The 20,355-nt window shown below is 67.7% G+C and carries 15 protein-coding genes; 9 read left to right on the top strand and 6 right to left on the bottom strand.

Annotated elements, in window-relative coordinates; genetic code table 11:
* The 4 genes from TFC3_RS00975 to TFC3_RS38455 all read right to left on the bottom strand — a co-directional run.
* Positions 1–1,990 (bottom strand): DUF5682 family protein (locus TFC3_RS00975; RefSeq protein ID WP_201787108.1); only part of this gene is annotated, 1,990 nt, incomplete at its 3' end.
* A gap of 3 nt (positions 1,991–1,993) precedes the next feature.
* Entirely contained in the window at positions 1,994–3,085 is a 1,092-nt protein-coding gene (locus TFC3_RS00970; RefSeq protein WP_067494286.1) for an AAA family ATPase, read from the bottom strand.
* Positions 3,082–6,786: a WGR and DUF4132 domain-containing protein gene (locus TFC3_RS00965; protein ID WP_067494283.1), complete on the bottom strand. Its 3,705-nt coding sequence runs from the start codon at positions 6,784–6,786 to the stop codon at positions 3,082–3,084. The genes TFC3_RS00970 and TFC3_RS00965 overlap by 4 nt, the downstream gene beginning before the upstream one ends.
* A 199-nt stretch (positions 6,787–6,985) precedes the next feature.
* Positions 6,986–7,162, bottom strand: a complete 177-nt coding sequence (locus TFC3_RS38455) for a hypothetical protein (protein WP_173745287.1) — start codon at positions 7,160–7,162, stop codon at positions 6,986–6,988.
* Between the two features lie 110 nt (positions 7,163–7,272).
* Here TFC3_RS38455 and TFC3_RS00955 point away from each other — a divergent pair, with 110 nt between their 5' ends.
* The 5 genes from TFC3_RS00955 to TFC3_RS00935 all read left to right on the top strand — a co-directional run bounded on the left by TFC3_RS00955 (position 7,273) and on the right by TFC3_RS00935 (position 12,870).
* On the top strand, positions 7,273–8,505 hold the full coding sequence (locus TFC3_RS00955) for a sensor histidine kinase (RefSeq protein ID WP_067494277.1): 1,233 nt from the start codon (positions 7,273–7,275) through the stop codon (positions 8,503–8,505).
* Positions 8,493–9,149, top strand: coding sequence for a response regulator transcription factor (locus TFC3_RS00950; RefSeq protein WP_067494274.1), 657 nt, complete (start codon positions 8,493–8,495; stop codon positions 9,147–9,149). Before TFC3_RS00955 ends, TFC3_RS00950 begins: the two co-directional genes overlap by 13 nt.
* A 77-nt stretch (positions 9,150–9,226) precedes the next feature.
* Positions 9,227–9,991, top strand: a complete 765-nt coding sequence (locus tag TFC3_RS00945) for an ABC transporter ATP-binding protein (protein WP_067494271.1) — start codon at positions 9,227–9,229, stop codon at positions 9,989–9,991.
* A gap of 2 nt (positions 9,992–9,993) precedes the next feature.
* Positions 9,994–12,219 carry an FtsX-like permease family protein gene (locus TFC3_RS00940; RefSeq protein WP_067494268.1) on the top strand — a complete coding sequence of 742 codons (2,226 nt, stop codon included), beginning with the start codon at positions 9,994–9,996 and terminating at the stop codon, positions 12,217–12,219.
* 120 nt (positions 12,220–12,339) lie between these two features.
* Positions 12,340–12,870: a hypothetical protein gene (locus TFC3_RS00935; RefSeq protein WP_153040051.1), complete on the top strand. Its 531-nt coding sequence runs from the start codon at positions 12,340–12,342 to the stop codon at positions 12,868–12,870.
* A gap of 132 nt (positions 12,871–13,002) precedes the next feature.
* Here the strand turns inward: TFC3_RS00935 and TFC3_RS00930 are convergent, their stop codons facing one another.
* A complete protein-coding gene (locus TFC3_RS00930; protein WP_067494262.1) occupies positions 13,003–13,425 on the bottom strand; it encodes a hypothetical protein in 423 nt (140 codons plus the stop codon).
* Positions 13,426–13,908: 483 nt separating this feature from the next.
* Between TFC3_RS00930 and sthA the strand changes: the two genes are divergently transcribed.
* Positions 13,909–15,312 (top strand): Si-specific NAD(P)(+) transhydrogenase, encoded by a 1,404-nt coding sequence (gene sthA / locus TFC3_RS00920; protein ID WP_067494256.1) that lies wholly within the window; start codon positions 13,909–13,911, stop codon positions 15,310–15,312.
* A gap of 21 nt (positions 15,313–15,333) precedes the next feature.
* Positions 15,334–16,278 carry a hypothetical protein gene (locus tag TFC3_RS00915; RefSeq protein WP_153040050.1) on the top strand — a complete coding sequence of 315 codons (945 nt, stop codon included), beginning with the start codon at positions 15,334–15,336 and terminating at the stop codon, positions 16,276–16,278.
* A 278-nt stretch (positions 16,279–16,556) separates the two neighbouring features.
* Here the strand turns inward: TFC3_RS00915 and TFC3_RS00910 are convergent, their stop codons facing one another.
* Positions 16,557–18,344 carry a LamG-like jellyroll fold domain-containing protein gene (locus TFC3_RS00910; protein ID WP_067494250.1) on the bottom strand — a complete coding sequence of 596 codons (1,788 nt, stop codon included), beginning with the start codon at positions 18,342–18,344 and terminating at the stop codon, positions 16,557–16,559.
* Positions 18,345–18,477: 133 nt separating this feature from the next.
* Here TFC3_RS00910 and TFC3_RS00905 point away from each other — a divergent pair, with 133 nt between their 5' ends.
* Together TFC3_RS00905 and TFC3_RS40290 are read left to right on the top strand one after the other, a co-directional pair.
* Complete coding sequence (locus tag TFC3_RS00905) at positions 18,478–19,590, top strand: glycosyltransferase family 1 protein (RefSeq protein WP_067494247.1); 1,113 nt, start codon at positions 18,478–18,480, stop codon at positions 19,588–19,590.
* Positions 19,591–19,792: 202 nt separating this feature from the next.
* Entirely contained in the window at positions 19,793–20,092 is a 300-nt protein-coding gene (locus TFC3_RS40290) for a glycosyltransferase (RefSeq protein ID WP_082771798.1), read from the top strand.
* The last annotated feature ends 263 nt before the right edge of the window (positions 20,093–20,355 follow it).

The following is a 20,355-nucleotide window of genomic DNA, read 5'->3' as shown; positions in this document are numbered from 1 at the left end:
CCCCCCGCACAGCCCGCAACGGATCCAAGCCCCCCGCAGCGCCCCGCCCGTCCTGCATCCGATCCGAGGCAGCCACGCCGTTCGGCAGCGGGTCCGCGGGGCCCGGGGAAGCCAGATCGGCCAGCGCCCAGCGGAACCCGAAAGCGGCCCCGCGCAAATCCGGCGGCGCCCCGGCGTCGCCGGCCAGTCGCCCGGTCACCTCCACCGCGTCGGCCAGGTCCAGCCCGAGCGCCACCCCGGCGTGGCGCAACCCGTCCCGGCATGCCGCCAGCGCACCGATCCGCCCGAGATCAGCCGGCCCCGACCCGCCGCGCACCCCCTCGGCCAGCCACAGAATGCGGCGCACCGAAGCCGCGATGACCAGCCCGAGCGTCGCGCTGTGGGCCGTACCGAAGATGCGGTCGTGACGCCACATGGTGAGCACCACCGCCAGCATCCGCCCCAGCGCCCCCAGATCCGGCGCCGCACCCACCGTCATATCAATATCGGTCAGCGCCCGCGCCGACACGTCCTGCACATCGGCCAGCGCGGCGTCGAACAGCACCCGCGCCAACGCGTCCACGTCACGGTTGGTAGCCGCCCGCTCGGCAAGCACTGCCGCACACGCGTCGGCGAGCGTGGCGCCGTAAGCACCGGCCTCGATGACTGCCGTGATACGCCCCGGATCCGGTTGCAGCGTCCACTTCTCGGTCAGCACCGGATCAAGACCCGTGCTGGGCCCGGCGGTTCGCTCGAACCCGGGCACGCCCAGCACCCGTACCCGATGCAGAAGAATGCTCTGCGCCCGATCCGCCTCGCGCGTCAGATCCAGGGCCAGCTGCGCCGGACCGTCGAGCCCCGCCCGCGCAAGCTCCGCGTCCAAGTCATGAACCAAGGGCGGCGCCGGCGTCGCGGGATGCAGCCGCCCAACGCGCGTCCCGCTGAGCGCCGCCACCATCTCGACCACGACCGGATGGCTCCCGGCTTGCAGAGTTCCCCGCGAAGACCATGGCAACGGTACGTCCAAAGCCTCACTGACCAGCGCAGAAGCCAACCCGTCGAGCACGTCGACCCGGGCCGGATGATCGTGTCCGCGCACCATCGCCAACCCATCGGCCGTGGCCCGCGCCGCAATCAGGTCGGCCGTGGACACCGGCTGCTTGCGCTCCCGCAGCCGCCCGGCCACCGACTCCACGAGGTGCCGGGCCGCGCCTTGCGGACCGGACTCCCACAGCTCCTGGTAGTACCCCGGTGACGGCATCCCGGACTGGTAACCGTCGAACGCGTCGAGCCGGCGAAACGAGTACGGCACCAGGAAACTTCCGCCGAGCGCCCCTTCCGGCAGGGTTGGCACCTCAGGCCACTCGGTGCTGCCACCCGCAGCGAGCGCGGCCACGAGCGCGGGCCGGTGGAAGCCGCCGGTCACCACGACCACCGGCCGATCCCCAGCGGCAGCCTCAGCGGCCCGAACCCATTGCGCCATGTACGCCTCGCGGGCCGTGTCGGACTCGCCGGCCGCGGACTCCCCTCGTACGAGGTCGAAATAGGTGTCGAACTGCTCCGCCGACGCCGGGGTGATTTCGAACAGGTGGTCCCACAGCACGTCCACGTTGTCCACGTCGAAGCTGCGGCACAGCCGTTGCATCACGTCGGCGTAACGCAGCTCGGCGTCGGCGTACCGGTTGCTGCGGCCCTCGAACGCCGGATGCCACGCGGGCAGGTCGATGAACCGCAGCTCCGCGCCCACCTCCCGGCCACGGGTGAGCGCAACCCACTCGGGTGAGTAGTCGCACAGCGGCGCCCACGAGCCGTGCCGGCGGTCCTCGTCGCGGTAGCTGGTGAACACCGCGATCGGCAGGTCATGGCCGAGCAGCAGCTCTCCGATCCGGTCATTGAGGTCGGCCGGCCCCTCGATGAGCACGTAAGCCGGCTGCAGAGTGTCGATGGTGTCGGCGACGAGCCGGGCGCAGGCGGGGCTGTGGTGGCGTACCCCGATGAACGTGACCGCCACGGCTCAGCCCGGAAGCAGGTGACGGGCGTGGTGCAGCGCCTTCCACTGGTCCCCCGTGCGCCAGGTGACCTGCTGACCGAGGTAGCGGCGCAGCTTGGCCAGATCCTCGGGGCTGTCCTTGGCGGCGGTGCCGGCCAGACAGGCAACCACGTCCTCGGCGTTGCCCGGCTCACCGCGCAGGAACCAGCCGCGCAGCCCGACGGCATGGGCTACGGACACCGCTTCGGCCGTACTCATCACTGCTGACAACCGCTCCATCGAGTCGCCGCGGGCGGTCTCCCCAGTCCGCAGCTCGCGGAACGTCGTCACCAGTACCTCCAGCACGTCCCGCCGGGGTGCAGCCTTGACGCCGGAGCGTTGCAGCAGCTTGGCAGCTTCATCGGCAACGAGCGACAGTTCGGTGCCGAAGTCGGCGATGGGGAACACCGTCTCGAAGTTGAAGCGCCGCTTGAGCGCGGAGCTCATGTCGTTGACCCCACGGTCCCGGGTGTTCGCGGTGGCGATGATGTTGAATCCGTCGCGGGCGAACACCATCGCGTCCGGCCCGGTCAGCTCGGGGATCGCCAGCACCCGGTCGGACAGCGGCGAGAGCAGGCAGTCCTGAACCTCCAGCGGGCACCGGGTGATCTCCTCGAACCGCACGGTGCGCCCCTCGCCCATCCCGCGCAGCAGCGGCGCCGGCACCAGCGACCTGGTCGACGGCCCGTCGGCCACCAGCAGCGCGTAGTTCCACGAGTACCGGATCTGGTCCTCGGTGGTGGCCGCGCCGCCCTGGATGGTCAGCGTCGAGTCCCCGCTCACCGCGGCCGCGAGCAGCTCGGACAGCAGCGACTTGGCGGTGCCCGGCTTTCCGACCAGCATCAACCCGCGGCTGGTGGCCAGCGTGATCAGCGCCCGGTCGATGAGCGACGGGTCGCCAACGAACTTGCGGCTGACCTCGAGGTTGTCATCGCCGACCACGAACTTGCGAGCGGCCTGCACACTCAGCGCCCAGCCCGGCGGCCGCGCCGCGGTGTCGTCCCGGCGCAGCCGAGCCAGCTCATCGGCGTAGCGCACCTCGGCCGGTGGCCGCTGGACCTCGACAGCGTCGCTCATGCGGTGATCTCCGTCAGGTCGCGGATGATTTCGGAAACGGTGACCGCATCGAGCTCACCCAGCGCGAGCGAGCCCTCGGACCGGTTGCCCCACCGGCTGCCGACGCCGTTCCACAGGTAGATGCGGTCGAGCTTCTGCTCGGGGAAGATGTCCATCGCGCCCACGGCAATGCCCGGGTCGAGGTCGATGACCAGTTCGCGGTTGTCGTCGACCACCAGCTCGATACTGCCCTGAATGCCGGCGTCCTGCGGTTCCTCACGCCGCCACCCACGCCGTTCCAGCCCGATGACCCGCCCGGTCGGCACGGTAACCCCCTCGAAGCGGATGAGCCGGTCCTGCGCGGCTTCCTCCACCGTCAGCGCGAACGTCGGCCGGCTCAGCTGCGGGAAGGGCTGCAGGATCTCGTAGTCGGCGAAGATCTCGACCCAGTCCGGCAGCGACTCAGCGAGGTGCAGCGGGTGCGCGACGCCCACGATCGCGTCGTCGGCGATCGTCGTCTCGTCATCCTCCACCGTGGAGAAGCTGCGGTCCTCGGCCACCCGGACGCCACCGACCAGCTTGCCGGATTCGTCGTACAGCCCCCACACCAGGCGGCGCACGATGTGCCAGAGCAACGGGTGCTCCACGAACAGCCGCCGGAACTCGGCCCCGGTCCAGCGCCGCCCGGTCACCATGGCCCGTTCGAGCCGGCGGATCTGGTCGGCCGCGATCGTGCGCACGTCCTTCTTCAAGCCGGAGAAGGTCTTGTACGCCGCGGTCGCCAGCTCGTCGTCGTCCCGCGCACCCGGCTTCGGCAGTGCCTTGAGCCGCTTGCCGGCGCTGTCGGCAACGTAGGGCCGCAGCTGCTCGTCGAACCCCACGGTGAACTGCCGCGGCCCGTAGTCCAGGCGCATGCTGCCATCGGTGTCGAGCCCCAGGTCGGGCACCAGCCGATCGGCGAGCTGCTCAGCGCTCAGCCCGAGCCCGGCGGCCACCTCGTCCATCTTCTGCTTGGCGGCGGCCTTCAATCCCTTGAACTTGGCTCGCTGGGCAACCCCGTGCAGGTGCATCAGCGCCACGTCGGTACCGATCGCGGCCAGCACGTTGAGCCCGGCGACCGCCTTGGCGTGCCCGCCCTCGCCCGGCCACGCGAGCACCAGCGGACTGAGCCGCCGTACGGTCTCGTCGTCGCCGATGAGCCCCAGCACCTCGAGCGTCCAGTTCTCCTTGCTGGGCGCCCCCGCCATCTGCCACCGCTGGAACAGGCCCCACCCGAATTCGGCCAAGCTCGCCGGGTTACAAGCCGCCTTCACCACGTTGAGGCCGGCATAGGGATCGTCGAGCCGCGAGATCGCAAGCATCGTGATGAGGTTGCCGGTCGCTTCGGCGGGCAGCACACCGTCGCTCACCTTGACCGGCGGCAGCAAGCCCGGCGTCGCCCAGCCCGGAATGACTGGCATGCGTGCGGGCAGCACCGACAGCGGGTCGGTGGCCAGCAAGGTCTCAATTGCCGCCGCCACCTCTGGGCCATAACCAGCCGCCGCGGCGCGAACCTGCTCGCTGAACCCGTTGGTGTGCAGAATGAGCAGCGCATTCTCGGCCTGCCGGCGCGGAACTCCGGCTTTGCTGAGCGCAACCGGCACCAGCCCCCGCGCCGCCGACACCGGATGCCGCAACAACCATGCCAAGGTGGTCGCCCGGACGCTCTTCAGCCGCGCGAACCACTCCGCCATCAACACGGCAACGTCCGGCGACGCGTACGGCGCCAGCGAAGCAGCTCCCTCAGCCGGACTACGCCGGCTCACCGCCAGGGCGAGGGGCAGGGCATCCAACCCGAACCGGGCGACGACCGCCTTCATCCATTCCGCCGCATGCCACGTCTCGCGCGGCTCCCAGTGTGCCAGCACCGGCCGGGCCAGCTCCTCCGGCGCCTCAAGGAAGAACGTCGGCGCCTCCAACCATGAACCTTGACGGTGGTTGAGTACTCGCTGCAGCCGCTGTTCCCAGCTCTCATCGGCGTCGCGGTAGCTGTACCGGTAGAAGTGCGCCCCCGCCCAAGCTTCCTGCTCGCCCTCGGCCCATTCCACGCTCGCCGCGTCCGTGCACTGCAAACCCGCGATCACCACCGGTTTGGCGGCCTTCACCCGGTGCTGCCACGGAGGATCAACAAGCACCGGCGGTACGGAAGCAAGCGGCGCAACGGTAAGGGAGGAAGCGTCCCCCACAATCGTCTCCACCCGCTTGGCCGCCTCCGCATCGAGCTGGGCCACAACGGGTTCCACCAGCTCGGGATGCGCCAGCACGTGAGCCCGCAGCAGGTCCGCCACCGTACGTTTGGTGGCAGCCTCGGCCAGCAACCGCATCGCCCGAGCCGGGTACCGGCCGGCAGCTTCAAGTAAGACCGGGGCCACGTACTTCTGGTCAACCCGCTCGATGAGCCCGCCGATCGCCTCATCCCCGGGCAACACGGCAATAACGGAAAGCAGCCGGCGCTGCGCCTCAGCATCATTGGCCTCGCCGAACCAGTGGAACAGTGCGGAAACCGCACCGGGCCCCACACCTTCGACAATCGTCGACAGCATCGCCAGCGACGTGCAGATCAGCCATCCGGCCGTCTCCGGAGCCAGCGCATCAAGCTGCTCCCGCGTGAAAGCGGCCGTGGTCAGCAGCGACGCCCGGTACACATCCCGGTCGGCGACCGCGGAGTCAACGTCCTGCTCCACCCACTCGCGCTCGGTCGGCACCAGCACCGAGGTAGCCGTCCGCGCGTACACATGCGCATCCCGGTAAGGCGCAAGCGCAGCAACCACATCTGCGTACTCGGCGGCGGAGGCCGCCGCGAGCGCTCCCCGCACGCGCAGCAACACGCTGTGGGAGACGTCGGAGTAGAAGCTTTGACGCACCTGGCCGGGCAACAGGTGCCGCACACCGTACGTGTGGTCGTTGCTCGAAGCGACCGGGTCGTCATCCGCGGCAATCATGCTCATCATGTCGGCGGCCGCCTGAGCCGCAAACCGCAGCCCATGCTCAGCGATCCACACGTCGGCGAACGCCACCAGCTTGTCCCGCGTCCGCCAGTTCCCGATAGCGGTCGCCACCGCCACCGCCGCCGCCCCGCGCGGCGTAGCCTCTGGCTTGCCCTCCTGCCAAGCAAAGGCTTCAAGCCCGACAGCCGGATCCGTGGACGGTGCCCGCAACGCAATCCCCACCCGCCGGGGATCCCGCGCCATCTCTTCATCGACAGTCCGCCGGGCATTCGGATCTACCACGAACCGAACCGGTCCCACACTCCCCTGCCGCGCATACCGGTGCCGATACCACGCCGCCGGGAACACAAAGGTGTCCTCATCTCGCGCAGCGCCCTGCTCGCCCGCATCCTTCACGCGCGCCGTCACACCTGTGACGACCACTTCAGCATCCTCGGCAACGTCGCCAGCCGGGTCGGCGTCGGCAGCGACTCCGGCTTCGGCCGGTTGCCCCGCAGCGACACCCGCGACGGGGGCGGCTGGCGAGCTTGCGGCGCTCTCGACGTACCCCTTCTTGGTCTTCTCGCCGATCAGCTTGCTCTCGTGCGTCGCAGCCGATTGTTGGTCGTCGAAGGTCTTGACCTTGGTCTGCCCGTTGGTGCCCACCCGGCCCCAACGGACCGTGACCTCGGTTTCGTCCCGGCTGATCTCCCAGAACTTCGCCGAACCGCCCTCGACAAACTCGAACCTTCGCATGCGCCAACCTTTGTCCGACAACGCTGATCGCCCGGTGCGACGAAGGCCGTCGGCATCGGTGGCGCAGACGTTAGCGGGCAGCTCTGACAAAAACGGCCCGGCTGACCCGTCCGTGGGTAATCCGAGGGGTGGAGCACCCTCGCTGTGGAGTTGTCAAAGAACAGCAGGCAGCCGATCAGAGGGCAGGCGCAGGCTCGGGTCAGGATGATCGGCGGCGCCGGTAGTGATCGACGACTAGCATGACGGCGGACGCCAGGGCGATCACCCCGAAGACCATGCCGGCGAGCAGGGAGCCCCGGCTCGACAGAACCGAATTGGCAGCCACGCTGACGATGAGGACGAGCCACAGAACCGGGCGGATATTCGTGTCAGTCATGCCAGAAACGCTAGGCAGCGAAAAGACCGGGAACCATCCAGCAGGCTCACCAATCAAGAGTAGAGCTAGCTGTACTGCCGACGGCCTGATCATGACCTAGCCTCGGACGGGTGTTCCAGCGTTTCGTGCGTGATCGCGTCCGCTCCTCGGTCGATGCTCTCGAGCATCTCGTGGGCGGGCTCGGCACTGCGCTGCTGGCCCTCGGCGCGCTGTTGTCGCTGCTCGTCGTGGCCCTCACGTGTGTGAGCGGCGTCGGTCTCCTGCTGGTGCGCAACACGCTACAGATCGTGCGGTCGACGGCCGGCCGGGAGCGTGCGCGCCTTTCCCGCTGGGGTCCGGAGATCATCGATCCGGGGCCCCTGCCCGACGATCTGAAGTCTCTGGTACGCGATCCCATGGTGCATCGAGAGCTGGGTTGGGTCGCTTTACATGCGGTGTTCGGTTTTGTCCTGGGCATCTTCGGTCTCACCCTTCCCTTGAACGCCGCGCAGAACGTGACTTACCCGCTGTGGTTCCAGGCAGTGGACGGCAGCGATGGCGGTCCTGGGCTCGTGTGGTGGCCGCTGCGCGACCTCGGTGATGCGTTGCTGGTCGGGTTGACGGGACTGCTCTGGCTGGCTTTGACCATCGGCTTCCTCCCGCTGATGGCCCGCGCGCAGGCGGCATCCGGGCGGTGGCTGCTGACACCGTCCGGCGATGTCGACCTGTCCCTGCGCGTCGCCCAGCTCGCAGCAACCCGAGCCGCTGCCCTCGATGCTCATGCCGCCGAGCTGCGGCGCATCGAGCGTTCGCTGCACGACGGCACGCAGAACCGGCTAGTGGCTGTGAACGTGTTGCTGGGCGCGGCTCGCCGGGCGCTGAACCGTAATCCCGACTCGGCCGGCGAAATCCTGGAACGCGCGCAGGACGCCACGGAGCAGGCACTTGCCGAGCTGCGCACGGTGGTGCGGGGCATCTTGCCGCCGGTGCTGGCCGACCGTGGGCTTGAGGGTGCGCTCAGCGGTCTGGCCGGAAACTCGGGGGTGCCGTGCCACTTGGAGGTGGACGTGCCGGGACGCTGTGCGATCTCGGTGGAGGCAACCGCGTACTTTGTCGTGGCCGAGGCGTTGACAAATGTGACAAAACACAGCGGGGCGTCGAAGGCGACCGTGACCGTGCGCCGCGACCGTGACCGGCTGCTGCTGCACATCGAGGATGACGGTCACGGCGGTGCCGACGAGATCAGCGGGTCCGGGATCGGCGGCATCCGGCGGCGCGTCGAGGCGTACGACGGCCGCTTGGTCCTGACCAGCCCACCCGGTGGGCCCACGTCGATGCAGGTGGAGTTGCCATGCGGATCGTGATCGCCGAGGACGAGCCGTTGCTGCGGGAAGGCCTCGCGTTGCTGCTGCGCGCCGAGGGCCTGGAGGTGGCCGCGACCACCGAGGATCCGAGCAGCTTCCTGGCCGCCGTGGAGAAACACGAGCCGGACGTGGCGATCGTCGACGTCCGGATGCCGCCGACGCACACCGATGAAGGAATAGTCGCGGCCGTCGAGGCGCGCCGGCGTCGGCCGGAGCTGTCGGTGCTTGTGCTTTCTGCGTACGTGGAGCAGGCTTTCGCCACCGATCTGCTGGCCGGTGGCGCCGCCCGGCTGGGTTACCTGCTCAAGGAACGCGTGGGCCGCGTCGAGGAGTTCCTCGAAGCGCTGCACCGGGTGGCTGACGGCGGCACCGCCATCGACCCCGAAGTGGTCGGGCAGCTACTGACCTGCACTCGCCCGGACAGCGGTCTGGAACGGCTCAGCACCCGCGAACGCGACGTGCTGGCCGCCATGGCCGAGGGGCTGGGCAACGCGGCCATCGCCGAGCGGATGTTCGTCACCGAAGGCGCGGTGCACAAGCACATCCGCAGCATCTTCGCCAAGCTTGACCTGGCCCCCAGCGACCGGGCCGATCGCCGCGTCACCGCGGTGCTGCGCTACCTCGAGAGCGAGCAGCGACGTTAGTAGGTAGTGCTAGCTACACAATGACTTCTATCGCTGGCTGCAATGTGCGAGGCGGATCGCGATCATAGCTTTGAGCTGTGAACATTCAGCGAGATGAAGCCGTTGTCCGAGTCGAGCAGCTCACCCGGATCTATCAGACCGGTGAGCAGCCGGTAACCGCCCTGAACGACGTGAACGCCACTTTCCAGCGCGGCACGTTCACCGCCATCATGGGCCCGTCGGGGTCCGGCAAGAGCACGCTGCTGCAGGCAGCGGCCGGGCTGGACAGGCCCACGTCCGGCAAGGTGTGGGTCGGTGACACCGAGCTGTCCCAGATGTCGGAGACCAAGCTGACCAAGCTGCGCCGCACCCGGATCGGCTTCGTCTTCCAGGCCTTCAACCTGATCGGCGCGCTCACCGTCGAGGAGAACATCCTGCTGCCGCTACGCCTCGCCGGCATCCGGCCGGACCGCGCGTGGATTGCCGAGGTGGTCGAACGGGTCGGCCTGCGTGACCGGCTGTGGCATCGACCGGCCGCGCTGTCCGGCGGCCAGCAGCAGCGGGTGGCGATTGCCCGCGCGCTCGCCACCCGGCCCGAGGTCATCTTCTGCGATGAGCCGACCGGCGCCCTGGACACCCAGACAGCCGCCGACGTGCTCACACTCCTGCGCTCGGTCGTCGACATCCACGCACAGACCGTGATCATGGTGACGCACGACCCGGTGGCCGCTTCCTACGCCGACCGCGTGGTGGTGCTCGCCGATGGCCGCATCCGTCAGGACATGCCCCAGCCCGGAGCCGAGCGCATCGCCGAACACCTCGCCGCTCTCGGTCGCAACCGTCTCGTCGCGCAGGAGGCCTGATCATGGTGAAGCTCGCCGCTCTGACTCTGCGCCACCGCGCCGGCAGTGCCGTGGCCACCCTGATCGCCCTGGCCGCCGGCGTCATGATCCTGATCGCGATGGGCACTCTGGTCGAATCGGGACTGCGCTACCAACCCACTTCCAACCGGTACGAACAAAGCGCCGTCGTCGTGGCCAACCGCGACATGACGTTCACCACCAAGGACTTCGACGGCGAGGTCACCCGCAGCACCGTAACGCTGCCCGAGGGTGGCACCGTGCCGGCCGATCTCGTCGGCAAGCTCCGCGCGATCCCGGGCATCACCAAGGTCACCGCCGATGACAGCGGCACCCATCCGGGCCGGGTGGAGGCCATCTCGGTCGACACCGGCGACAAGGCCGTAGTCGACCAGGTCAAGAAGGTGGCCGAATCCGCCGGGGTCAAGGCGTACACCGGTTCGGACAAGGGCCTGTTGGAGCAACCCGACGGCGCTGCCACCAAGAACTTGCTGGTCACGATCGGCGCCTCGTTCGGCGGGTACGTCGTGCTACTCATCGTCTTCGTCGTCGCCGGCACCATCGGGTTGTCCGTGCGGCACCGCCGTCGCGATCTGGCCTTGCTGCGGGCTGTCGCGGCCACGCCGGGCCAAGTCCGCAGCATGATCATCGCCGAGGCGGCGTGGCTGGGGATGACCGCCTCGGCGATCGGTGTCCCGGCCGGGATTTTCGCCACTTCGTGGGTGCATAACGAGCTCGTGCACCGCGGCTTCCTCGCGGCTGACTTCCCAATCGTCAGCGCCGTGAACTCCGGGCTCATTTCGGTGGCGCTGATGGTACTGGTCGCGGTGTGCTCGGCACTTATCGCCGCGCGCCGGGTCACCGGAATCCGTCCGGCCGAGGCGCTGGGCGAAGCGGCCATCGAGCCAGCCAGAAGCGGCAAGATCCGCCTGGTGGCGGGTGTGCTGATGCTGATCGGCGCGCTGTCGTCCAGCACGGTGGCCGTCAGCACCGGCGGAGAAACTGCGCTGACCGGCGCCGTCGGGATGCTCTACCTGTTCGTCATCGCGGTGTCGCTGCTCGCGCCGTGGATCAATGGCTTCGCTGCGCGGCTGCTCACTCCGGCGCTACGCTCGGTGTTCGGCAACAGCGGCTATCTGGCCGGGGCCAACCTGCGGGCCAACGCGCAAGGCATGTCAGCGGTGCTCACCGCGCTGGTGCTCGCGGTCGGCTTCGGCGGCTCGGTGTGGTTCCTGCAGAACAACTTGGAGCGCAGCACCGTCACCCAGCGCGGCGACGGCACGCTGGCCGACCGGGCACTCGTCTCGCCGGCCGGGTTACCCGCCACCGCAGCCGGTGAAGTTGCCGCCATTCCTGGCGTGCAGGCCGTGACCGCGCTTCGCCGTACCTCCGTACTTGTCAAAATGTTCGACAGCGGAGAAGCGGTCGAGGCGCAAGCGATCGACCCGGACACGGCCACCGCAACGATCGACCCGAAGGTGCGCGAGGGCAGCCTGCAGGACCTGGACGACACGAGCGTCGCCGTGTCGACTATGCGCGCAGATTCGCAGAAGTGGAAGCTGGGCGACGACGTCAAGTTCTGGCTCGGCGACGGCACCCCGGTCACCATGCGCATCGCGGCCATCTATGACCGCGGCCTCGGCTTCGGCGACGTGACCCTGAGCACCCACACCATCGAGGGACACACCCGCACCAACCTCGACGACCAGCTACTGATCCGCACCCAGCCCGGCAATTCCGTCGACAGTGCACTCGCTTCGATCACCGCTCGCTATCCCGGTTCCAGTGTGGTCAGCGCTGACAGCTTGAACGGCCGGCTCGCCAAGGACTTGGCTATCAGCGCCTGGTTGAACAAGCTGCTCATCGGCGTGATGGTCGGCTACGCCGCGCTGGCTGCCGCGAACACCATGGTGATGGCTGCCCTGGCCCGGCGCCGCGAACTGTCGTTACTGCGCCTCGTCGGTGTGACCCGCCGCCAGGTCATGAACATGGTCAACGCCGAACAGGCCGGACTGCTGGGCGTTGCGCTTGTCATCGGCGCAGCGATCGCGGCTACGACCCTCGCCCTGGTGGTGTACGGGCTGACCGGGGATCCACTGCCGTACATCCCGCCGCTCGGCTGGGCGGCAGTTCTGGGTGGCACCACACTGCTCGCCTTCTTCTCCACGATCCTTCCGATCGGCCGCCTGCTGCGCGTCTCGCCGCTGGAACACATGGGAAACAAGGAATGAAAGACACTGGGGGGTCACTTGGGATGATCGGTTGCCTCATCTCCTCGCTACGGACAATTCAGCTCACGGCCGAGCGAAATCGCTGGTGACCTCGTGAGAGCTCGTGCCAGGCTGAAGTGCGTGACAAGCGATACCCAACTCCGGGTGTTCACCCAAGACCAAACCGACGCCGGATGGCGCTCGATGTCCCTGCTCGCTCGCTTCATCCAGCGCGGCGGCCACCCGGCCCCCGTCAAGCCGACCATCCGGCTGCAGGGCAACGAGAAGCAGTACGGCGCCTTCCTCGCCGACGTGCTCACCTACCACTCCGAGGGCGTCTTCACCGGCGGCGGCATCTTCTGGAGCGGCAACCCCATCTCAGCCGAGCCCGGCTGGGAGCACCGCGGCCGCAAGGCGGTCACGGTCACCAGCCAACGGCTGACCGTAGGCACGGACACCTACGACTTCCGCGACCTGATCATGATCCAGCCCAACCCCCTCGAGTGGTCGGTCAACCTCTACTTCCAAGGCCACCCCCCACTCATGCTGAGCAGCCCCTGGATCCCCTGGATGACCGTAGTGATGTGCGCCGAGCTCTACGGCTCGCCGTGGCCCCCCGGCTTCATCGCCAGCGCAGACCTCCCCATGACAACGGGCCAGCACGCGCAATGAAGCCACCCGCACGCAGTTGAGGCGCCACACGGTAACGGCGCCCAAGCGGGAAGGGCGCCCAAGCGCGGTTGAGATCGGCGCTCCTGCAGAAGAGTCGGACTGTCAGGTCAAGGATCGCGGCGCCGGGAACGCTCAGCAGGCCAAAGCCGCCACCTCGCGCACAACATCGACCGCCGGCGGCTTCTTGGCGTCGCACTGCATGATGCCTGAGCGCGGCCGCCTCCAGGAGCGCACCACACCGCTGACAGCAACGCCCCCGCAGCGGTAAGTAAACCCAGTCTCCACTTGCTGCACGGATTCGTACGTCACTACCGCGGCGGCTCGCTCGACGGTAATCAGCCCGGAACGGAGCGAGCGCGGTGATGCCACGCCTACCTGAGCAATGCCCTCGCCGGCCTGCTTAGCGAAGACAGCGAACACGGCTGAGGCGTCAACCGGGCCCGGCCCGTCTACGAAGGACTCGACGGTGCGCACCGGCCTTAAATCGGCGGTGAATGACTTGCTGCCGGAGTCGGGAACCCGTATTACGTCAGACACCTCGGTCACCACGGTCATCCGGGACAGCGGCGCCAGAAACACCCTCCCGCCACTGCACGGCCCTCCGCCCACCTGAAAAGGAGGGCGAGCAACCGAGCCGCCGCCCACCCGAGAAGGACGGCGAACGACCGAAAAGGGAGGGCGAGCAACCGAGCCGCCGCCCACCTGAAAAGGAGGGTGAGCGGCCGAAGAAGGAGGGCGAGCAACCGAGCCGGGAGGCGGAGGAAGATCAGCATCAAACGTCAAGTAAGAACCAGAGCCACCCGCAGCCGCCGAAGACGGAGCAACACCGCCAGCAGCGGGACGAGTCGGACCGGAGGAACCCTCAGCCACGGGAGCAGGCGAGGCGCCACAACCCCCAACGACCAGAACCAGAACTACGCCAACTGCGACAACCGCCCGATTCCGCACAGCTTCGAAGGTTAGCCCCCGCAAGCATCCCGGTGGGCTTGCGAAAACTTGTGATGGCGCGGATGACGGTGATCCTGCAGGCTGATCGGTGTGCATGATTATGACCTGGTAGTGCTGGGCTCTGGCCCTAGCGGGCAGAAGGCCGCAATTGCTGCGGCGAAGTTGAACAAGCGGGTGGCCATCGTGGACCGGCGGGACATGATTGGTGGGGTTTGCATCAATACGGGCACTGTGCCCTCGAAGACTCTGCGGGAGGCCGTTCTCTATCTCACCGGGTTGAGTCAACGCGATCTGTACGGCAGCAGCTACCGCGTCAAAGAAGACATTACGGTGTCCGATTTGGCGGCGCGTACCCAGCATGTGATCAGCCGGCAGACCGATGTTATCCGTAATCAGCTGGCTCGCAATCGCGTTGCCATGATTACGGGGACCGGGCGGTTTGCTGACGCCAATGCTATTTGGATTGACGGCGGGGATGGCCGGGAAAACAGGGTCACCGCGGAGAAGATCATCATTGCTGCTGGCACTCGGCCGGCTCGACCGGACAGTGTTGACTTCGATGAGCGGACGATTGTTGACTCCGATGGTGTCATCAACCTTGAGGCCGTACCGCGAAGCATGGTTGTGGTTGGTGCCGGTGTCATCGGCATGGAGTACGCGTCGATGTTTGCTGCGCTGGGCACCAAGGTCACGGTCGTGGAGCGGCGGGACAGGATGCTCGACTTTTGCGATGACGAAATTGTCGAGTCGCTGAAGTATCACCTCCGGGATCTGTCGGTGACATTCCGGTTCGGCGAGGAAGTTGCCTCTGTCGAGAAGCACGCTACCGCCGCATTGTGCATTTTGAAGAGCGGCAAGAAGATTGTTGCGGACACGGTCATGTATTCCGCCGGGCGGCAAGGGCAAACCGACGATCTGGCGTTGGAGGCCGCGGGATTGAGCGCGGATCGGCGCGGGCGCATTGAAGTTGACAGCAATTTCCGTACGGCGGTGGAGTCGATTTATGCCGTTGGCGATGTGATTGGCTTCCCCGCGCTGGCCTCGACGTCCATGGAGCAAGGACGGCTCGCGGCTCTGCACGCGTTCGGCGAACCGGCCCGCACGATGCACCGGCTGCAACCGATCGGCATCTACACGATTCCGGAGATCAGCTTCGTCGGCGCCACCGAGGATGAGCTGACCGAGAGTTCGACGCCGTTCGAGGTGGGTATTGCCCGGTACCGTGAGCTGGCTCGCGGTCAGATCGTCGGTGACTCGTACGGCATGCTGAAACTCCTGGTCTCCCCTGAGGACGGCAAGCTCCTCGGCGTCCACGTCTTCGGCACGGGCGCCACCGAAATCGTGCACATCGGACAGGCTGTCATGGGCTGCAACGGCACGGTCGACTACCTCATCGACGCGGTTTTCAACTACCCGACGCTCGCCGAAGCTTACAAAGTCGCAGCTCTCGACGCTGCCAACAAGATTCGCAACATTACCCGCATCGATGGCTGACCGAACGGGTAATCACGCACCATGAGGGTCAGGGTGCTGGCGCTGGCGTCGCTCGTTCTCATTGCCGGGTGTTCCGCCGTCGATGACAACGGGCGCGACTGGAATCCCAAGCACCAACCGGCCTACGCGCTCCCGGAACAGAACGACGCCCCCGCACCAACCGCCACTTGGCCCGGCGAAGGAAAGGGTCTGGGCCTCCCAGGACTGGGCCAAGCCGACCCGAGCAAACCACCGCACGAGGTACGTGGCGGCAAAGGCTACGAACCCGGCCAGCCGCCGCCCGGTCAGACCGACCCGGCCCAGCCGCCACCCGGTCAAACCGATCCGGCCCAGCCGCCGCCCGGTCAGACCGATCCCGCCCAGCCGCCGGGCCAGGCCGCCCCCGGTGCCTACACCTTCCAGCTGGCCGACGGAGCCGACGTGGTCCGGGTCTCGGTAGGTGACCTGGACGGCGATCTCTATTCGGTCGCCACCCCGGCCGAGTCCAAGTCCATACCCGTTGTGTCCGCCGATCGGCACGCTGTGATCGCGGGGCTGCGGGGCACCAACGAGTCCGGTCCCGCGCTGGTGATCGTGGTGCTGGCCAACGATGTGCGCTGGCAGGTGCGCCTCGCCGGTGGCGCGAGCGATGAGACAGTCAACTTGACCGGCGGTCAACTGGGCGGCGATGTTGAGCTTACCGCCGGGGTCAGTCGCGCTGAGGTGTCGCTGCCGGCCGCCCACGGCACACAGAGCGTGACCATGAGCGGCGGTGCCAGTCAGCTTCTGGTCCACATCAAAGGCGCTGCGCCGGTACGGGTAGCAGCCCACAGTGGTGCCGGCAGCATCACCATCGACGGCCAAAAACCAGCCCCCGGCCAGCCACAGGGAACGGTGCTGACAACCCCAGGCTGGGACACCGCACCGGACAAAGTCGACATCAACGCCATGGCCGGAGTCTCCGACCTGCGCGTTGACCGAAACTGACCGCTACCCCGGCTCTCCCAGCACCTTCCCCGGGTTGAACAGGTTCAGCGGGTCGAGCCCCGGGTTGAACAGGTTCGGCGGGTCGAGGCTCTGGCTGGTCGATGTTCACCGTGTGGCCGCAGTCCTCGGGGATCAGCGCGCTGGCGCCAGTCGACGGAGGCGGCGAACCCGAGGATCAGCACGATCGCCGGGGCCGCCGCCTCCATCGGTGTAGTGCGGTGTCACCCCGTCGCTGGTGGAGGTTGTCGCCATACCTGCGACATTACGACGCGAACTCGTCAGGCGTTCAGGAACTGTTCGGGCTTCAGCGCCCGGTTCGTGATGCGCACGTCACCCATCCAGCCGTAGAAGCCCTGGCCGTACCCGAGGTTGTAGGAGGTCGCGCCGAGCACGAACGGGCGGCCGAGGGTGGCGATGCCGGTGGAGGGCTGGCTCGGGTTGCGGGCGATTTTCGAGCCGTCGACGTACACAATGCTGCGCTGTCCGTTGTTGACTACGGCGACGTGCATCCAGCGGCCGGTGGGCAGCGCGTGGCTCCACGAGGTCGGGCTCGCGTCCTGCACCGCGGGGTAGACGACGTACTGCAGGAAGCGCTCGCCGGACAGGTTCAGGCTGCAGGTCGGCTCGTTGGGGTTGTAGCCGTTGGTCTTGCCGGCGTCGGCCATCCGGCCTTCCCAGCTCAGGATGCCCATCCACGAGTGATCACCCTCGAACGGCTCGGGCAGCTTGAGGAACAGCTCAATGGTGTAGCCGTTGAGGAACTTTTCGCTGTTGAGCGGCGCGTGATCGCCCGTCTTCAGCAACCCGGCGTGGTCAGGGTTCTTGCCGCCGTCGAAGCGCAGGCTGGCATGGGCCGGCTGGTTGACGTGGTGCTCGGCGGACAAGCTGATTGCTTCGGGCTGCCGCACGTACAGGTCGTTACCGTGTCCGCTCAGATCGCGCACCACCGAGCCCGCCGTGACCGCCTGGCTGACCCCATCAAAGCGCCAATAGGCGACAGTGTTGCGGCTCACCACCGTGGAGGCCGGACGCGCAGGTGGCAGCACCGGCGGATCAAAATCCGCGAACCGCTCGTCGAAGTCGATCGCGATACTGAATCGGTCAGTCGGACCGGTGAGTTCCAGCGTCTCCGCCTCCAGCGACGTGCGCGACTTCTTGTCGAGAAACCACGGCGAGAAGGTTTCGACGTCGATGGTGTTGCGCACGAGATCGAACGCGTACGTCCGGATCATCGCGGCCCCGCCGTAGTAACGGTCCTGGTAGTTGGTGATGTGCACGTGCACGTCATGCCCGGCGTCGTTCTTGAGCACCGTGCGCCCCGGCGGCCAGTAGTGCCCGTTGAGGGTCAGGAAGATCTGGTCGTGGTGCTTGATCAGCCGGTCCCACAGCCGCTGACCGTTCGCGGACAACGCGGCGGTACCGGCATCGTCTGCGTACGCGAGATCGTGGGTGGTCACGATCGCTGGCACGGTGCTGTGCTGCTTGAGCACGCTGCCGGCCCAGGTCAGACCCGCGTCGGAGATGCGCCAGTCCAGCGCCAGGATCAGCCACTGCCGTCCGCCGGCCCGGAGCAGGTGCGCGCTGTTGTAGCCGTCGGGTGAGGCACCCAGGAAAGTCGGCGACTTCTGAAAACGACTGGGACCAAAGGCTTTCAGGTACGCCGTAGCGCCGCGCTGATCATCGGTGCCACCGTTCACGTCGTGATTGCCGGCGAGCACGCTGTACGGAAGCTTTCCGTCAATCTTGCGGAAGGTTTCGCTGGCCAGTCCGATCTCGGCTTCGGTGCCGTGCTCGGTGACATCGCCGAGGTGCGTCATGAAGGCCACGTCGCGCTGGTCGACGAGGTAGCGGAACGTCTCGCGCAGCGGCTCGGGGTCGGCGCTGTCGGCGTCGAACAGGTACTGGGTGTCGGGCAGCACAGCCAGCACGAAGCGGCTGTCCCCCACGGTCTGGTCCTTGCCGGCCGCGCTCGCCGCTGCTTGAAAAGCAGGAGCCGCTTGGAGGGCGGGAACTGTCGCTACCAGAGGCGCGGCTGCGGCCGCGCGGAGTAGATTACGTCGATCCACGCCGCTCACTCTGGCTCAGCCGGGGACAACGGCCGGTAACTACGAGGCGAACAGCGTTCTTGTCGCCGCGAGTTCCCTTTCCGGACATGACCTGGTTCAGCCCCGGGCGCGAACCGCCAATCATCCTGCGACCATGCGAATCGCGCTGGTGACGGAGTCCTTCCTGCCGGACGTCAACGGGGTTGCCCACTCGGTGCTGCGGGCGGCCGACCACCTCCTGCGCCGCGGCCACGACCCGCTGGTCATCGCACCGCGCACCGGCCCCGCCCCGGAACTGCCGTTCCCCGTCGTCCGCATCCCGTCGCTGCCGATGCCGGGATACCCCCAACTGCGGCTCGGCCTGCCGACCCCGGCGATCACCGCCGCCCTGCGCGCTCACCGGGCTGACGTGGTGCACTTGGCCAGCCCGTTTGTCCTCGGTGCCTGGGGAACTGCCGCGGCCCGGTCACTGAAGTTACCGGCGGTGGCGGTCTATCAGACGGACGTTGCAGCGTACGCGCGGGCGTACCGGGTGGGGATGACCGAAAGCGCGGCGTGGGCGTGGATCCGAGCGGTGCACAACTCCGCGGCCCGTACTCTCGCCCCGTCGACCGAGTCGGTGGCGGCGCTCGACGCGCACGGCGTGCGACGGGTGCATCTGTGGCGTCGCGGTGTGGACGACGTGCGGTTCCACCCGCGCAAGCGAAGTGCCGGGCTACGACGCGCGCTGGCGCCGAACGGTGAGACGCTCGTCGGCTTTGTGGGTCGGCTCGCGGTCGAGAAGCAGGTCGAGCTGCTGGCGCCGGCGAGCAAACTTCCGGGGGTACGACTGGTGGTGGTCGGTGACGGCCCAAACGCCCCGACCCTGCGCAGAGCCTTGCCGGACGCGGTTTTCGTGGGTGCCCGGCACGGCGAGCAGTTGGCGCGGATCTACGCCAGCCTTGACGTGTTCGCGCACACCGGTCCGTACGAGACGTTCGGCCAGGCGGTGCAGGAGGCGATGGCCAGCGGGCTGCCCGTGGTCGCCCCGGCGGCCGGCGGTCCCCTCGACCTGGTTCACGACGGACGCACCGGTCACCTCGTGCCCCCGTTCCGCGCCGGCGGCTTCACCGACGCCATCGCCGGTCTGGTAGCCGACTCCGAACGCCGCCTCCTCTTCGGCGCCGCCGCCCGCGTAGCCATCGAAGGCCGATCCTGGGGCGCCGTCGGCGACGAGCTGATCGCCCACTACGAGGCTGCCCTCGCCACGGACCTGGTCCCCGCATGAGGATTGCGCGGTTGGCCAACTTCGTTACTGAGCGGTGGGGTGGGGCTTCGTACTGCGCTGCGGAAGCTTGGCACTGGGTAGCGTATGGCCGGACCATCTTGAAGTTTCCGATCGCAGCACGTACCGCTAAGCGTGGATCTTGAGCAATTCTCCCCGACCCGGCATGACTCCGCGTTGAAGCGTCGCTGGGCCGGCCCCGACGATGTGCTGCTTCCTTGGTCACTTGCGCGATCGCGATGAGCTGGTCGCAACCGCCGACATCGCGGCCGCCCCAGGCCCAATCGAAACGTTCGGCCTAGGTGCCTTGGCAGCCCTAGCCAGCGGTACGCCCACAGTCGCCCATTCCGCGGGGGCTCTCCCCGAGGTCGTACGCTCAGCCGGAATGGCCGACCACGACGGACGCACCCTGGCCCGGGGCGTCCGATCCCTCCTCGAACGCCCAAACCGCCGCCTGATCGCCCGAGCCCGTGCCGAGGTCAGCGGCAGTAGAGGGATTACCTAGCGGTCATGCACGAAAGTCGAGTCAGCCCCCCGCGCCTTGTCATAGCGCTGTCAGCCCAGAAACGCAGAAATGCTCGCTCCGGCAGGAAGCCTGAGCGGGCATTTCTTATCCTTTTCGGTATACACAGAAACGCCCGTTCAGATATGAATCTGAACGGGCGTTTCTGACGTTGAGTCCGGCGGCGTCCTACTCTCCCACACCCTCCCGAGTGCAGTACCATCGGCGCTGGAGGGCTTAGCTTCCGGGTTCGGAATGAGACCGGG

This window comes from Actinoplanes sp. TFC3, from assembly GCF_001553785.1.
Taxonomy (GTDB): Bacteria; Actinomycetota; Actinomycetes; order Mycobacteriales; family Micromonosporaceae; genus Actinoplanes.
The sequence above is the reverse complement of the archived record's forward strand: the minus strand, read 5'-3'. Positions and strand labels throughout refer to the sequence as shown.

Bases quoted from the DNA above. Each gene is read 5' to 3' on its own strand.
- TFC3_RS00970 (WP_067494286.1), bottom strand. From the start codon at position 3,085: ATGAGCGACGCTGTCGAGGTCCAGCGGCCACCGGCCGAGGTGCGCTAC.
- TFC3_RS00965 (WP_067494283.1), bottom strand. From the start codon at position 6,786: ATGCGAAGGTTCGAGTTTGTCGAGGGCGGTTCGGCGAAGTTCTGGGAG.
- TFC3_RS38455 (WP_173745287.1), bottom strand. From the start codon at position 7,162: ATGACTGACACGAATATCCGCCCGGTTCTGTGGCTCGTCCTCATCGTC.
- TFC3_RS00950 (WP_067494274.1), top strand. From the start codon at position 8,493: ATGCGGATCGTGATCGCCGAGGACGAGCCGTTGCTGCGGGAAGGCCTC.
- TFC3_RS00940 (WP_067494268.1), top strand. From the start codon at position 9,994: ATGGTGAAGCTCGCCGCTCTGACTCTGCGCCACCGCGCCGGCAGTGCC.
- TFC3_RS00930 (WP_067494262.1), bottom strand. From the start codon at position 13,425: ATGACCGTGGTGACCGAGGTGTCTGACGTAATACGGGTTCCCGACTCC.
- TFC3_RS00915 (WP_153040050.1), top strand. From the start codon at position 15,334: ATGAGGGTCAGGGTGCTGGCGCTGGCGTCGCTCGTTCTCATTGCCGGG.
- TFC3_RS00905 (WP_067494247.1), top strand. From the start codon at position 18,478: ATGCGAATCGCGCTGGTGACGGAGTCCTTCCTGCCGGACGTCAACGGG.
- TFC3_RS40290 (WP_082771798.1), top strand. From the start codon at position 19,793: ATGTGCTGCTTCCTTGGTCACTTGCGCGATCGCGATGAGCTGGTCGCA.